At 72.6% G+C, this 13967-nt stretch carries 13 protein-coding genes; 8 read left to right on the forward strand and 5 right to left on the reverse strand.

Annotated features, from left to right (window positions below):
• Window positions 1–135 precede the first annotated feature (135 nt).
• From ACFQ6S_RS39315 to ACFQ6S_RS39330, 4 genes are read left to right on the forward strand one after another with little or no spacing between them, the layout of a single operon-like run.
• Window positions 136–903, forward strand: coding sequence for a redox-sensing transcriptional repressor Rex (locus ACFQ6S_RS39315; RefSeq protein ID WP_383420300.1), 768 nt, complete (start codon window positions 136–138; stop codon window positions 901–903).
• Entirely contained in the window at window positions 900–2645 is a 1746-nt protein-coding gene (locus ACFQ6S_RS39320) for a glutamyl-tRNA reductase (RefSeq protein WP_383420302.1), read from the forward strand. Before ACFQ6S_RS39315 ends, ACFQ6S_RS39320 begins: the two co-directional genes overlap by 4 nt.
• Complete coding sequence (gene hemC, locus ACFQ6S_RS39325) at window positions 2642–3601, forward strand: hydroxymethylbilane synthase (RefSeq protein WP_383420304.1); 960 nt, start codon at window positions 2642–2644, stop codon at window positions 3599–3601. Before ACFQ6S_RS39320 ends, hemC begins: the two co-directional genes overlap by 4 nt.
• A complete protein-coding gene (locus ACFQ6S_RS39330; protein WP_383420306.1) occupies window positions 3598–5304 on the forward strand; it encodes a uroporphyrinogen-III synthase in 1707 nt (568 codons plus the stop codon). The genes hemC and ACFQ6S_RS39330 overlap by 4 nt, the downstream gene beginning before the upstream one ends.
• Window positions 5305–5384: 80 nt before the next feature.
• Here the strand turns inward: ACFQ6S_RS39330 and ACFQ6S_RS39335 are convergent, their stop codons facing one another.
• Window positions 5385–6770: an FAD-binding oxidoreductase gene (locus ACFQ6S_RS39335; protein ID WP_383420308.1), complete on the reverse strand. Its 1386-nt coding sequence runs from the start codon at window positions 6768–6770 to the stop codon at window positions 5385–5387.
• Window positions 6771–6929: 159 nt separating this feature from the next.
• Here ACFQ6S_RS39335 and hemB point away from each other — a divergent pair, with 159 nt between their 5' ends.
• Entirely contained in the window at window positions 6930–7928 is a 999-nt protein-coding gene (hemB, locus tag ACFQ6S_RS39340) for a porphobilinogen synthase (protein WP_383420310.1), read from the forward strand.
• A gap of 30 nt (window positions 7929–7958) precedes the next feature.
• Here the strand turns inward: hemB and ACFQ6S_RS39345 are convergent, their stop codons facing one another.
• Window positions 7959–8147 (reverse strand): hypothetical protein, encoded by a 189-nt coding sequence (locus ACFQ6S_RS39345; RefSeq protein WP_383420312.1) that lies wholly within the window; start codon window positions 8145–8147, stop codon window positions 7959–7961.
• Window positions 8148–8453: 306 nt separating this feature from the next.
• On the opposite strand from ACFQ6S_RS39345, the gene ACFQ6S_RS39350 reads away from it, so the two are divergent.
• Both ACFQ6S_RS39350 and ACFQ6S_RS39355 read left to right on the forward strand, forming a co-directional pair.
• Complete coding sequence (locus tag ACFQ6S_RS39350) at window positions 8454–9662, forward strand: PLP-dependent aminotransferase family protein (protein ID WP_383420314.1); 1209 nt, start codon at window positions 8454–8456, stop codon at window positions 9660–9662.
• A 71-nt stretch (window positions 9663–9733) separates the two neighbouring features.
• Window positions 9734–10567 carry an arylamine N-acetyltransferase gene (locus tag ACFQ6S_RS39355; protein ID WP_383420316.1) on the forward strand — a complete coding sequence of 278 codons (834 nt, stop codon included), beginning with the start codon at window positions 9734–9736 and terminating at the stop codon, window positions 10565–10567.
• 50 nt (window positions 10568–10617) lie between these two features.
• On the opposite strand, the gene ACFQ6S_RS39360 is transcribed toward ACFQ6S_RS39355, so the two are convergent.
• From ACFQ6S_RS39360 to ACFQ6S_RS39370, 3 genes are read right to left on the reverse strand one after another with little or no spacing between them, the layout of a single operon-like run.
• Window positions 10618–11394, reverse strand: a complete 777-nt coding sequence (locus tag ACFQ6S_RS39360) for a DUF4253 domain-containing protein (protein ID WP_383420318.1) — start codon at window positions 11392–11394, stop codon at window positions 10618–10620.
• Between the two features lie 36 nt (window positions 11395–11430).
• Window positions 11431–12288, reverse strand: coding sequence for a DUF2690 domain-containing protein (locus ACFQ6S_RS39365; protein WP_383420320.1), 858 nt, complete (start codon window positions 12286–12288; stop codon window positions 11431–11433).
• Complete coding sequence (locus ACFQ6S_RS39370; RefSeq protein WP_383420322.1) at window positions 12285–13070, reverse strand: peptidoglycan-binding protein; 786 nt, start codon at window positions 13068–13070, stop codon at window positions 12285–12287. Before ACFQ6S_RS39370 ends, ACFQ6S_RS39365 begins: the two co-directional genes overlap by 4 nt.
• Before the next feature lie 313 nt (window positions 13071–13383).
• Between ACFQ6S_RS39370 and ACFQ6S_RS39375 the strand changes: the two genes are divergently transcribed.
• Window positions 13384–13839: a peptidoglycan-binding protein gene (locus ACFQ6S_RS39375; RefSeq protein WP_383420324.1), complete on the forward strand. Its 456-nt coding sequence runs from the start codon at window positions 13384–13386 to the stop codon at window positions 13837–13839.
• The last annotated feature ends 128 nt before the right edge of the window (window positions 13840–13967 follow it).

Raw genomic sequence — 13967 nt, forward strand, 5'->3', positions numbered from 1 at the left:
AGCCCGGTCACGTTGGGCGGGCAAATCGGACACCATCTTTGTGCACGCGTTCACAAAGACATAGCCTGCATTCGACGGGGCGGTCATGTAGGGACGTGTGACCGCCTACAGCCCCGCTCTACCCGCAGGAGCACCGTGGCAACTGGCCGAACTCACCGACCGGCGACCCGCAGCCGAGGGATTCCCGAGGCCACCGTCGCCCGGCTTCCGCTGTACCTCCGAGCCCTGACCGCGTTGTCGGAGCGCTCGGTACCCACGGTCTCCTCCGAGGAGCTCGCGGCCGCGGCGGGGGTCAACTCCGCCAAGCTGCGCAAGGACTTCTCGTACCTCGGGTCGTACGGCACGAGGGGTGTCGGCTACGACGTCGAGTATCTCGTCTACCAGATCTCCCGTGAGCTGGGGCTCACCCAGGACTGGCCGGTTGTGATCGTCGGTATCGGTAACCTGGGCGCCGCCCTCGCCAACTACGGCGGGTTCGCCTCCCGTGGCTTCCGGGTGGCCGCGCTCATCGACGCCGACCCGTCCATGGCGGGCAAGCCCGTCGCGGGGATCCCCGTGCAGCACACCGATGAGCTGGAAAAGATCATCGACGACAACGGCGTGTCCATCGGCGTCATCGCCACCCCCGCCGGCGCCGCCCAGCAGGTCTGCGACCGGCTCGTGGCCGCCGGGGTCACCTCCATCCTGAACTTCGCGCCGACCGTGCTGACCGTCCCGGACGGCGTCGACGTGCGCAAGGTGGACCTGTCGATCGAGCTGCAGATCCTCGCCTTCCACGAGCAGCGCAAGGCCGGCGAGGAGGCCCACTCGGACGGCACCGGACCGGCCGCCGTCACCCGCGAGTCCGACGAATCCGCCGACCAGGGACCCGACGGGGACGTACCCGCCGTGATGCCGGCATGAGTCTCCTCGTCGTAGGGCTGAGCCACCGCAGTGCCCCGGTCAGCGTCCTGGAGCGCGCGGCGCTGAGCGCGGACGCCCAGATCAAGCTGCTGCAGGACACGGTCGCCGCCGAGCCGGCCACCGAGGCCTCCCTGCTGGCCACCTGCAACCGCATCGAGCTGTATGCCGACGTGGACAAGTTCCACGCCGGTGTCGCCGAGCTGTCCACACTGCTCGCCCAGCACAGCGGGGTGGGGCTCGACGAGCTCACGCCGTACCTCTACGTCCACTACGAGGACCGGGCCGTCCACCATCTGTTCTCCGTGGCCTGCGGGCTCGACTCCATGGTCGTCGGGGAAGGGCAGGTCCTCGGGCAGATCAAGGACTCCCTCGCCAAGGCGCAGGAGCTGCACAGCGCCGGGCGGCTGCTCAACGACCTGTTCCAGCAGGCCCTGCGCGTCGGCAAGCGCGCCCACTCCGAGACCGGTATCGACCGCGCCGGGCAGTCCCTGGTCACCTTCGGCCTGGAGCAGCTCGCCGAGGGCGGCGACGTGCAGGACTGGGCCCGGGGCAAGAAGGCCCTGGTCATCGGCGCCGGTTCGATGTCCTCCCTGGCCGCGGCCACGCTCGCGCGGGCCGGGGTCGCCGAGATCGTGGTCGCCAACCGCACCCAGGACCGCGCCGAGCGCCTCGCGGAGATCCTCAACGAGGCCGACGACACGGACGTGCCGGCCCGCGCGGTACCGATGGATGCGGTGCCGCTCGAGCTGACACGTGCCGACATCGCCGTCTCCTGTACGGGCGCGACCGGTCTCGTCCTCGCGGCCGAGGAGGTCGCGGCCGCGGTGGAGGGCCGTACCGGTCAGCCGGTCGCCTTCGACGAGGCCGGGAGCGGCGGTCGTACGGCCGACAAGGCGCCCGCCCCCAGGGCGCACGCCGACGGCGCCGACGTACGGCAGACCCCGCTGCCGCCGACCAGCGTCGGCACCGACGAGAACTGCCCGCTGGACGTCGCCGCCGTGCAGGGAGGTTTCTCCGTGCTCGGCGAGGCCGCCGTCGCCGGTATGGACGCGGCCACCCTGGAGCAGCACGCGGCGTGGGCCGCGGGCAGCGCCGTCGACCGGCGAGAGGCCGCCCGGCGCAGCCCCGAGGCGGACGCCGAGCTGATCACCGCACTCGCCGCGACCGTGGCCACCGTCGGCCGTATCCCCGAGCGCCGCAAGCCCGAGCCCGTCGCCGAGGTGCCCCGGCCCGCGCCGGCGCTCTCGCTCCTCGACCTCGCCATGCCGCGTGACATCGACGCGGCCGTGCACCGCCTTGCCGGGGTGCGGCTGGTCGACATCGAGTCGCTCGCGGAGGCTTCCGCCGACGCTCCGATGGCGGCCGACGTCGACGAGGTCCGCCGTATCGTCGCCGACGAGGTCGCCGCCTTCGGTGCGGCGCTGCGGGCCGCGCACATCACGCCCACCGTCGTCGCGCTGCGCACGATGGCCGCCGATGTCGTGGCGAACGAGATCGCCCGTCTGGAGGGCCGTCTGCCGGGCCTCGACGACAAGCACCGCAGCGAGATCACGCAGACCGTGCGGCGCGTGGTCGACAAGCTGCTGCACGCCCCGACCGTGCGGGTCAAGCAGCTCGCGGCCGAGCCCGGCGGCGCCGGGTACGCGGACGCCCTGCGGACCCTGTTCGACCTCGATCAGGAGACGGTGGCCTCCGTCTCCCGCGCCGAGGACAGCACCGAGAAGAACCGAGGCCCACGATGACTCAGCAGGCACTACGGCTCGGCACCAGGCGCAGCAAGCTCGCCATGGCCCAGTCCGGGCAGGTCGCCGACGCGGTGAGCCAGGTGACCGGACGGCCCGTCGAGCTCGTCGAGATCACCACGTACGGCGATGTCTCGCGCGAGGCCCTCGCGCAGATCGGCGGCACGGGCGTGTTCGTCACCGCCCTGCGCGACGCGCTCCTGAGGGGCGAGGTCGACTTCGCGGTGCACTCGCTCAAGGACCTGCCGACCGCGCAGCCCGAGGAGCTGGCCCTGGCGGCGGTCCCCGAGCGCGAGGACCCGCGCGATGTGATCGTCGCCCGCGATGCCCTGAAGCTCACCGACCTGCCGCGCGGCGCGCGCATCGGTACGGGTTCGCCGCGCCGGATGGCGCAGCTGAACGGGTACGCGCGCAGCCACGGGCTGGACTTCGAGACGGTCGCGATCCGCGGGAACGTGGACACGCGGATCCGGTACGTGCGCGACGGCGAGCTGGATGCGGTGGTGCTGGCCGCGGCCGGCCTGAGCCGTATCGGCCGCATCGACGAGGTGACCGACTTCCTGTCGGTCGACACAGTTTTGCCCGCCCCCGGCCAGGGGGCACTGGCGATCGAGTGCACCGCGGACAACGCGGACCTGATCGCCGCGCTCGGGGAACTCGACGACCCGTTCACGCGGGTCGCCGTGACCGCCGAGCGCTCACTGCTCGCCGCCCTGGAGGCCGGCTGCTCCGCCCCTGTGGGCGCGCTGGCCGACCTGCTGGCCGACGGGCAGATTGTCAAGGAAATGCGCCTGCGCGGCGTCGTCGGCACGACCGACGGCACGCGGATGGTGCAGCTGTCCACCACCGGTCCCGTGCCCGAGACGCACGACCAAGCGCTGACGCTCGGTCGCGAACTCGCTTCCGAGATGCTTGCCCAGGGCGCGGCCGGTCTGATGGGGGAGCGAGCACAGTGAGCCCCACCACTCTTCCCGCCGGCCTTGAACACGGGCACGTCACCTTCCTCGGTGCCGGACCCGGGGATCCGGGGCTGCTGACTCTGCGCGCCGTAGAGGCGCTGGCGAACGCCGACGTACTCGTCGCCGAGCACGAGGTGCTCGACGTGGTGCGTCGGCACGCCAGAACCGGCGTTGCCGAAGTGCACACGGACACGGGTCCCTCCGGGGACGCCGGTCCCGGCACAGGCACGCCTCAGCTAGCGGTAGTTGACGGCGCGTCAACGACCGCTGGGCTACCCGCGGTGCGGGATGCCGCACATCTTGTCATGGAGGCCGCGCGCAGCGGCAGGCGGGTCGTGCGTGCCGTTTCCGGGGATCCCGGGCTCGACGCGTACGCCACCGAGGAGATGCTGGCGTGCGCCGCGGGGGGCGTGCCCTTCGAGGTCGTGCCGGGCGTCGCCTCCGCCGTCGGCGTGCCCGCGTACGCCGGAGTGCCGCTGCGGGACGCACAGGGCACGGACGTGCGGTTCGTGGACGCGCGCACCGCGTCCGACCGTTGCTGGACCGAGGTCGGGGCGTCCGACGGGACCGTGGTCGTGTCGACGACGCTGGACTCCGTGGGCGCGGCCGCCGGTGAGCTGGTGTCGGCGGGGCGCAAGCCCGACACGCCGATGACGGTCACGGTCGCCGGTACGACGACGCGTCAGCGGACCTGGACCGCGACGCTGGGGACGATCGCCCAGACCCTGAAGCATGCCAAGGTGCTGCCCTCGCCGGAGGGCGGGCGGCCGGTGATAGCCGTGGTCGGTGAGCGTTCTGCCGCTGCTCAGCGGGATCAGTTGTCGTGGTTCGAGTCCAAGCCGCTCTTCGGGTGGCGGGTGCTCGTGCCGCGGACGAAGGAGCAGGCGGCTTCGCTCTCCGACCAGCTGCGGTCGTACGGGGCCGTGCCGCACGAGGTGCCGACGATCGCCGTCGAGCCGCCGCGGACGCCTCAGCAGATGGAGCGGGCCGTGAAGGGGCTCGTGACCGGGCGGTACGAGTGGATCGCGTTCACGTCGGTCAACGCGGTCAAGGCCGTGCGGGAGAAGTTCGAGGAGTACGGGCTCGATGCCCGTGCGTTCGCCGGGATCAAGGTCGCGGCGGTGGGGGAGCAGACGGCGAGGGCGCTCATCGCCTTCGGTGTGAAGCCGGACCTGGTGCCGAGCGGGGAGCAGTCGGCCGCGGGACTCCTTGAGGACTGGCCGCCGTACGACCCGGTCTTCGACCCGATCGACCGCGTGTTCCTGCCGCGGGCCGACATCGCCACGGAGACCCTGGTCGCCGGGCTCATCGAGCTGGGCTGGGAGGTCGACGACGTCACGGCCTATCGGACCGTGCGGGCCTCGCCGCCGCCGGCGGAGACCCGGGAGGCGATCAAGGGGGGTGGCTTCGACGCCGTTCTCTTCACGTCGTCGTCGACCGTGCGGAATCTGGTGGGGATCGCCGGCAAGCCGCACAACGTGACCGTGATCGCGTGTATCGGGCCCGCCACGGCGAAGACCGCCGAGGAGCATGGGCTTCGGGTGGATGTGATGGCTCCTGAGCCGTCCGTGCACAAGTTGGCCGAGGCGCTCGCCGACTTCGGGCTGCGGCGGCGTGCCGCGGCCCTCGAGGCGGGGGATCCGGTGACTCGGCCCAGCGAGCGGCGGCCGGGGGCTCGTCGGCGGCGGTCCACGACATAGGTGTGAGTGAGGGGCGGGTGGGGTGCGGGCCGGGAGGCCCGCCCCCGCCCGCCCTTTCCCGTCCCCCCGGTGGGGGGCGGCTACGAGCCGACCGTGTGGCCGAAGCGGAGCAGGTTGGACGGGTCGTAGGTCGCCTTGTCCTGGCGTAGGCGGTCGTAGGTCTCCGGGGTCCAGGCTCGGGCTCGGTCGGTGTCGTTGCCCGGGGTGCCGTGGAGATTGACCATCGTGTGGCCCGTGCCGTAGGGGGACATCGCGGCGTACAGGGATGCCGTGGCCTGCTCTATGGCCGCGGCTGCCGGTGGGGCGGCCAGGACGCCCACCGTTTCCAGGATGTAGTTCGCGTCCCGGGAGCAGATCGCGTCGTCCAGGCGGGCCGGGCGGGAGAGAGCACCTCCCATGTGCCGGATCTCCACCATCAGGAGCGGGTGGTCGGGGACCTCGGGTCCTGCCTCGGCCAGGAAGGTGCGCATGGCTTCGGGGGTGAGGTCGCGCAGCAGGGCGCACCCCTCGCGGGCGGGCAACGGGTCCTGGGGTTCCATGTGGATGCGGTCCAGAGCCGCGTACGGCATCTCCTCCACCGTGTCGACCGCCACCGGCGCCGCAGCGCGGATCGGTGCCAGCAGGCGCTCGCCCTCGGCCGGGTCCCCGGGCCAGGCGATCGCGACGCGGGCCCAGAACCCGCCGCGCAGGGGTTCGGGGATCTCCGGGATGGGCGGCAGCCGCAGCAGGGTGAAGGCGCTGCACATCTCGTCCGGAATCGTCCGTGTCCAGTCGGCCCAGGCGCGCAGCAGGGGCTCGGTGTGCTCGCCGGGGCAGTAGACACCGCCGCCCAGGATCGTGGCCAGGGGCAGGAGCTCGCACGTCATGGAGGTGACCACGCCTACGTTGCCCTTGCCGCCGCGCAGCGCCCAGAACAGCTCCGGCTCGTGGTCGGGGTCGCACGCGCGGAGCGTGCCGTCGGGCGTGGCGACCTGGAACGACCGGACCAGGTCGGCCGCGTAGCCGTAGGCCCTGCCCATGACGGGGAGCCCGCCGCCCAGCGTGTAGCCGACGGCGCCCGCGTCCGTGGACGTGCCGGCGAGCGGGGCGAGGCCGTGCGGTGCCGCTGCGTCCAGGACGTGGCGCCATTTCGCGCCCGCGGCGACGGTCGCTACGCGCCGGTCCAGGTCGATGTGTACGTCCGTCATACGGGCCGTGTTGATCAGCAGCCCGTGGTCTATCGGGAAGTTCGCGCCGTGGCCCGTCGCCTGGATCGCGACCGGGGTGCCGGTGGCCGTCGCCCAGCGCAGGGCCGTGACGATGTCGTCGGCGCCCGTCGCGCCCACGACCACGTCGGGGGTGTGCAACGCGGCCAGGTTGAAGCCCATGACCTCGTCGGCGTAGCCGTCGTCGCCGGGATGCAGGACCGGGCCGTGGATCTGGGAGAGGGCGAAGAGGTCGGGGGTGTTGCGGTGGGTGGCGGTCATTGCGGCCTCCGTGGTCGGTGTACGGAGGGTTTGGTGGAGGGTTCTGTACGGGTGCCTCTACCTTCAGGATGGACCTGGGATCGGAGCCGTCGCATGCCGGGCGCCGTGCCGACTCCTCGTCGGCAAAGGTGCTCCCGGGGCGGGCGTAGCGTAGGTGACATGACGACGTACGGATCCTTCCCCGGTACTCGGCCGCGGCGTCTGCGGACCAGTCCCGTCATGCGGCGCATGGTCGCCGAGACCCGGCTGCATCCCGCCGACTTCATCCTCCCGGCCTTCGTGCGCGAGGGCGTCGCCGAGCCGGTGCCGATCGCCACCATGCCGGGTGTCGTCCAGCACACGCGGGACAGTCTGAAGAAGGCCGCCGCGGAGGCGGTGGCGGCCGGGATCTCCGGGATCATGCTGTTCGGCGTGCCCGAGGAGGCGAAGAAGGACGCCCTCGGGACACCCGGGACCGATCCCGACGGGATTCTCCAGGTCGCCATCCGGGACGTGCGCGCCGAGGTCGGCGACGAACTGCTCGTCATGTCCGACCTGTGTCTCGACGAGACCACCGATCACGGGCACTGCGGAGTGCTCGACGCCGAAGGGCGCGTCGACAACGACGCCACCCTTGAACGGTATGCCGAGATGGCGCAGGTCCAGGCCGACGCCGGGGCCCATGTCGTGGGGCCCAGCGGGATGATGGACGGGCAGATCGGCGTCGTCCGCGACGCGCTCGACCAGATCGGGCGCGAGGACGTCGCCGTCCTCGCCTACACCGCCAAGTACGCCTCCGCGTTCTACGGGCCCTTCCGGGAGGCCGTCGCCTCGTCGCTGAAGGGTGACCGCAAGACGTATCAGCAGGACCCGGCCAATGCGCGGGAGTCGCTGCGCGAGCTGGCCCTCGATCTGGAGGAGGGCGCCGACATGGTGATGGTCAAGCCGGCCGGGCCCTACCTCGACATCCTGGCGCGGGTCGCCGACGCGGTGGACGTGCCGGTGGCCGCCTACCAGATCTCCGGCGAGTACTCGATGATCGAGGCCGCCGCCGAGAAGGGCTGGATCGACCGGGACCGGGCGATCCTGGAGACGCTGACCGGCATCAAGCGGGCGGGGGCGCGCAACATCCTCACCTACTGGGCGACGGAGGCCGCGCAGCGGCTCGGTCGGCAGTAGCGGTCGCGGCGAGAGGGCCTGCGGGGGCCGTCACCGTCCGCCGGACGTCGGCGGTGTCGTGGGCGGTGTGGCTGTGGGGCTGGTCGGGGTCGACGGACCCTCGTCGCGCAGGCCGTGGCCGTCCTCGCACGCGGTGAGCGCGAGCGCGGCGACCGCCACCAGCGTGGCGGCGAGCAGCCGGGCGCGGGGGCGACGGGCGGTGGGTGCGGACGCCGGCATCGGGTGGCCCTCTCCTTGCGTGGGGGTTGGGGTCGGTGCCAAGCCTGCGCGATCACCCGTCCTGCCCGCCACCGTCGACGGTGAATTCGGGACGGCGGAGTCGCGGGACGGTCGATGACCTGCAGGGACGCCAGGTCCCGCTGGCCCGGCGTGGGACGCCCCGCGGCGGTGGAAGCGGGGTGCCGCTCCCTGTGTACGGGGCGGTGGGGTCCGTATCCCGGAAAGTCACTTGTAGATGACATGTAGTTCTTTAGGCTGCCCGGCACGAGCCGTCCCCCACGCCGTCGCAGCCCAAGGAGCCGTGTCATGACCGTCATTGAGCCCGCACCCCGTCCTGCCCCGGCCGCCGTGCCGCCGCTCGCGGCGCGGACCGGGGCGGTGGGCGGATCGCCCGTGCGGGACATCCTCGCCGTCACCGCCCGTCCCGAGGTCATCAACTTCGCGGGCGGGCTGCCGGCGCCGGAGCTGTTCGACCGGGACGGCATCGCGGCCGCTTTCCGGGACGTGTTCGCCGAGACGCCGGCGCACGCCCTGCAGTACTCCACCACGGAGGGCGAGCCCAGCCTGCGCGGCGGGCTCGCCGCCCGGATGTCGGCGCGCGGCCTCGCCACGGACGCCGACGACCTGCTCATCACCACCGGCTCCCAGCAGGGTCTGTCGCTGCTGGCCACCGCGCTGCTGGACCCGGGTGACACGGTCCTGGTCGAAGACCCCTGTTATCTGGCGGCACTTCAGGTCTTCGGTCTCGCCGGAGCCCGGGTCGTGGCCGTGCCGGGCGATGCGGACGGGGTGGATCCGCTCGCGCTCGAGGAGTTGGTGGCGCGGGAGCGGCCGAAGCTCTTCTACACCGTGCCCACCTTCCAGAACCCGACCGGCAGGACCCTGCCCGCCGAACGCAGGGCGGCCCTCGCCCGGGTCGCCGCCCTGGGCGGGGTGTGGATCGTCGAGGACGACCCGTACGGCGAGCTGCGGTACGAGGGCGAGCGCGTGCCCTGGATCGCCTCGTACCCCGGCGCCGAGGACCGTACGGTGCTGCTCGGCTCCTTCTCCAATGTGATGGCGCCGGGGCTGCGGCTGGGCTGGCTGCGCGCGCCGGCCGCCCTGCGGCGGGCCTGCGCGGTCGCCAAGCAGGCCGCCGACCTGCACACCCCGACCGTCAACCAGCTCGCCGCGGTCCGCTGCCTCGGCACCCTCGACGCGCATGTGGCCCGCGTCAGGGAGGTCTACCGCGCACGCCGCGACGCCATGCTGGCGGGACTGCCCGGGGCTCTCCCGGAGGGGTCGGTGTGGCAACGGCCCGAGGGCGGCATGTTCGTCTGGGCCCGGCTGCCGGAGTCGTACGACACGACGGCCCTGCTGCCGGAGGTGGTGCGGCACGATGTCGCCTACGTCCCCGGGGCGCCCTTCTACGCGGGTGAGCCGGACCGGTCGACGCTGCGGTTGTGCTTCGTGACGCAGACCCCGCAGGAGATCGAGGAGGGGCTGAAGCGGCTGGGGGCGGGGCTGCGGTCCTAGGACCGACGGTCCAGGGCGGGTCGGGCTGCGGACCGCAGACGGGCCCGAGCGGACCTTCCTAGGCTGAAGCCATGTCCGGCATCCTGCGGTTCGACCTCGACGAGTATCTCCGGCGCATCGGCTGGGAAGGGGAGCCGCGCGCCGACCTGGCCACGCTGCGGAGTGTGCATCTGGCGCACCTGCGGGGCATCCCCTTCGAGAACCTGGACGCCCTGCGGCGCATCGCCCCGTCCCTGGACCCGGCTGACCTGATGGCCAAGCTGGTGCACAGCCGGCGCGGCGGATACTGCTACGAGCACAACACGCTCTTCGCGGGCGCGTTGGAGGCGCTCGGCTTCAAGGTGACCAGGCTGGGCGCGCGCGTCGTGGTCGGAGCGGACCGTATCGAGAGCCGGCCGCGCACGCACATGGCGCTGCTCGTCGAGGCGCCGGGCGACCCGCAGCCGTATCTCGCGGACGTCGGCTTCGGCGCGATCGGGGCGCTGCTGGAGCCGGTGCCGCTGACGGCCGGGGTCGGGTTCCGGGACGCGGAACGCCGGCACCGGCTCGTCCACGCACCGCACGACGGGCCGCTCCAGCTGTGGGTGCTCCAGGCCCACGACCAGGTGAAGGACGACTGGGCGGACCAGTACGCCTTCACCCTGGAGCCGTTCGAGCAGCCCGACTTCGAGGTCGTCAACTGGCACATCGGCACCAACCCGCGCTCGCCCTTCACCCAGCGCGTCTACGTCCAGAGCGTCACCGTCGAGCGCCATCTCCTCCTCCACGGCCGGCTCCTCACCGAGACGCGGGTGGACGGGGAGATCGTCGAGCGGGAGGTGATGGGGGAGGCGGAGGCGCGTCGGCTGCTGGACGAGGAGTTCGGGATCGACGTACCGGAGGGGATGACGCTGCTGCCCCGGTGAGGGTGGCGGTCATCCCACCTCGTCAGTCCCACGTTGTCAGTCCCACGTGGTCAGTCCCACCAGAAGTGCCAGGCGGGCTGGTTGAGGAGTTGGTGTTCGGCGTACGCGGGGAGAGTCGGGTCGCTGCCCTGCCAGATGTTGTCCGGGCAGAACGCGAAGTGCTCGGCGGCCAGGGCCTCCGCCTCGGCAGGGGTGCGGGGCGGTGCGGCGACGGACACCAGGAGGGTGTCGAAGCCGAGGGCCACGACCCGTATGCCGAACCGCTCCTCCCAGGAGCGGAGGACCGCGGACAGGCGCCCGGTGTCGTTGTCGTGGTTGGCCGGGCCCGTCCAGCCGATCGCCGTGGGGATGTCGGCGCTGCGGCGGGCCGGGACGAGGGCGAAACGGGGGTCCTTCAGGGGACCGTGGCCGTCGAGGAGGGAGTCCACGACGTCGGAGGCGACGGATTCGGGGTCCGTGGCGTCGTCGGCGTGATCCGTGCCGGCCAGACCGGGCCAGTCCGCGTCCTCCTGCGCGCACTCGTCCCAGAACTCCTCCAGCACCTCCTCGGGGTCGTGATTCCCGGGGTACGACATCTCGCCGGGCATCAATTCCCACCGCTCCGGCCCGCCATGACCGGCGCCGACGTCGAGGACGACCGGGAGCAGGCCGACGGCCGGTGCGGTCCGCCGCAGCGCGGCCCAGCCGCCGGGAGCCGACCGCTCGTCCGCGAGCCACAGCAGCGGCTCGTGCCACGGCCCGTCCACCGTGGTGTCGACCGGTCCGCCGGGCGGGAGTTGCAGACCGAGGGACGCGAGCCTCGGCAGAGGGTTCGGAAGTGTCGCCATGCCCGTGACTGTAGGGGCAGCCGCTGACAACGCGCCTCACCTCCCCACACGGCTGTCGAAACACTCCTCGCCGCCGCCCCCGGCCGGGTGGAAGCAGGCCCGGACGACGGCTCCCGGGCCGGCGGCCGTCATGGGGGTGTAGACGTAGGAGTCCGCGTCGACGCCGTCCAGGATCTCCGCGCCGCGGACGCGAACGTCACCGGCGTCGTCGCCGGCCGGCGCCGACATCTCCAGCCGGTCGCCGACCCGCGTCCCCCACATCCGGGCCCAACTCGTCCCGCACTCCTGGCTGTAGCGCAGCTCCAGCGAGGCACCGGTCGCGGTCCGGTAGGAGGCGAGGGTCTCCGGCGCTCCGGCGCACTTCATGCGCATCGGGCTCTTCCCCTCGCAGACCTCTCCCCGGCAGCGCGGCTCGGTCGCGGACGGGGGCGGTGACAGCGCGGCGCGCGGATCGCCGTCCGGGTGCGGGAGGAGGAGGGCCACCGCGGCGATGCCTCCTACGGCGACGGCGGACACGGACGCGAGCACCGCCACGACGGTCGCGCTGCGGTGGGCGGTGCCGCCGTCGCCGGTGCTTCCGGCAGGCGTGGTCCCGGTACGCGGAGGCGGCGGGGGCGGAGCGGGAGCGCGCGTCCCCTGCGCCGACCGCCCGCTCCCCGCCGCCTCCGCGATCTCCCACAGGGCCAGACAGCGCCCCTCCGGCTCGCCGGCCAGCCGGCACAGCTCCTGCACCGCGTCGCGCGGAGGGAGCGTCCTGCCGTTGAGGTAGCGGTCCCAGGACGACTTGCTGAACGCGGTCTTCGCCGCGAGCCCGGCCAGGCTCAGACCGGTGCGTCCCTTCAACTCCCGTAGCACGGCGGCCAGTCGGGTCCGTTCCGGGAGCGGTGCCGTCATCGCCGTAGGGCCTTCCAGGTGTGCGGGCCGATGATGCCGTCCACGACCAGCCCCGCCCGCCGCTGCTCCCGCTTGACCGCGTCTTCCGTGACCGGGCCGAAGATCCCGTCGATGTTGCCCGGCGAGATGCCCGCCCGGCGCAGCAGACACTGCGCCTCGGCCACGTCGGGGCCCGCGTGGCCGTTCGCCAGGATCGCGCCTCGGGTGGGGCTGATGCCCGCGTACCAGCGGCCGTCGATCCGCTCCAGCCGGCAGGTGTACGGGGGCGTCGACCGCGAGGGCGACGCGGGTGCCGACGGGGCGGTGGCGGCGAGGGGGATCGAGGGTGGCCTGTGCTCCTCGCCGCTCATCCGCATGACCAGGAGGACGGCCGTGGAGAGGGCCAGCACCAGGGCGACCGCCCCCGCCACCAGTGCGACGTGCAGCGAACGGCCCGGCGAGCGCGACCCGTTGGCGTCGGTGACCTCGCTCGAAAGGATCTCCGGCTCGGTCGGCATGGCCGTCTCGGCGCGTCTGCTCCCCCACGCCTCGTTGGCGACCTCGTGCAATGCCAGCAGGCGGGTCGGATCCTCGTCGAGGGCCCGGGCCAGCGCCTCGACGGCCTCCCGGGGCGGCAGCGACCGGCCGCCCAGATAGCGTTCCCAGGACTTGGGGCTGTACCCCGTCCTGGCCGCCAGCTGCCGCAGGCTCAGCCCGCTGTGGTCCTTCAGCCTGCGTAACCGCACCACCAACTGCCGTACGCGCGGATCAAGTTCCGCGGGCAGCACTGCCCAACGCGACATGTTCCCCCCATTCGCGTTCACGGTCGGGCAGGCGGTCCGTGGTCAGCGGTCCCCGTGCCCTTCGCCGCATTCTGCATCAGCATCCACGGACCGCACCGGGAGCGGGTTCCCGCACGGGTGCGGAATCGGCCACCGGCCGCCTCAGGTGTCCCGCGGCGACGTCTCGGCAGGCGGTGTTCTCACAGGTCGGCGGGTGGGACGTCCCGCGATGACGTCACTTCCGTGGCGATGGTGGCCGCCGTCGCCGCCCTCGCCCAGTCTCGGCAGGCAGGCGGCAGGGGCCGCCACCCGACCCGCAACGAGAGGGAAACGCATGCGACCGAATGTCTGGACGAGGACCCTCGTCAGTGTCAGCGCCATCGTCGGCCTTGCCGCCGGGAGCCTCGTGACGGCGGGTACCAGCGTTGCCGCGTCGGACGCGAAGCCGGCCGTGGGCTCCGAGATCTCCGTCCTCGCGGTGAACAACCTCGGCCTGACCACCGAAGAGGCCAAGAAGGTCCAGCGCGTGCTGAAGGACAACTGGGGCTATACCGGCGAGATCGACGGGCTGCTCGGCACCAACAGCTGGAAGGCGATGCAGAAGTGGCTCACGCACTGGGGCTACCCCGGCGACCAGATCGACGGAATCGTCGGGCCCAACACGGTGAAGGCGCTGCAAAAGTGGCTGAAGGCCCGCTACGGCTACACCGGTGAGATCGACGGAATCGCCGGGTCCGGGACCAAGGCCGCGTTCAAGCGGATGGCCAACGCCTGCCCCAACTGTCCCTGATCCGACCTGCCGCAACAGCACGCCGCGGGGAGGGGGACCCGGGGGGGGGGGGGGGAGGGGGCGAAACCCCGGGGGCGGTCGGGGGTATTTGGGGGGACGGAGGGCCAACAAGAGAAATAAACCACGGG

The organism is Streptomyces sp. NPDC056479 (assembly GCF_042795335.1).
Lineage (GTDB): Bacteria > Actinomycetota > Actinomycetes > Streptomycetales > Streptomycetaceae > Streptomyces.

Bases quoted from the DNA above. Each gene is read 5' to 3' on its own strand.
- ACFQ6S_RS39375 (WP_383420324.1), top strand. From the start codon at position 13,384: ATGCGACCGAATGTCTGGACGAGGACCCTCGTCAGTGTCAGCGCCATC.
- ACFQ6S_RS39370 (WP_383420322.1), bottom strand. From the start codon at position 13,070: ATGTCGCGTTGGGCAGTGCTGCCCGCGGAACTTGATCCGCGCGTACGG.
- ACFQ6S_RS39320 (WP_383420302.1), top strand. From the start codon at position 900: ATGAGTCTCCTCGTCGTAGGGCTGAGCCACCGCAGTGCCCCGGTCAGC.
- ACFQ6S_RS39345 (WP_383420312.1), bottom strand. From the start codon at position 8,147: ATGCCGGCGTCCGCACCCACCGCCCGTCGCCCCCGCGCCCGGCTGCTC.
- hemB (WP_383420310.1), top strand. From the start codon at position 6,930: ATGACGACGTACGGATCCTTCCCCGGTACTCGGCCGCGGCGTCTGCGG.
- ACFQ6S_RS39350 (WP_383420314.1), top strand. From the start codon at position 8,454: ATGACCGTCATTGAGCCCGCACCCCGTCCTGCCCCGGCCGCCGTGCCG.
- ACFQ6S_RS39365 (WP_383420320.1), bottom strand. From the start codon at position 12,288: ATGACGGCACCGCTCCCGGAACGGACCCGACTGGCCGCCGTGCTACGG.
- ACFQ6S_RS39335 (WP_383420308.1), bottom strand. From the start codon at position 6,770: ATGACCGCCACCCACCGCAACACCCCCGACCTCTTCGCCCTCTCCCAG.
- ACFQ6S_RS39355 (WP_383420316.1), top strand. From the start codon at position 9,734: ATGTCCGGCATCCTGCGGTTCGACCTCGACGAGTATCTCCGGCGCATC.
- hemC (WP_383420304.1), top strand. From the start codon at position 2,642: ATGACTCAGCAGGCACTACGGCTCGGCACCAGGCGCAGCAAGCTCGCC.
- ACFQ6S_RS39360 (WP_383420318.1), bottom strand. From the start codon at position 11,394: ATGGCGACACTTCCGAACCCTCTGCCGAGGCTCGCGTCCCTCGGTCTG.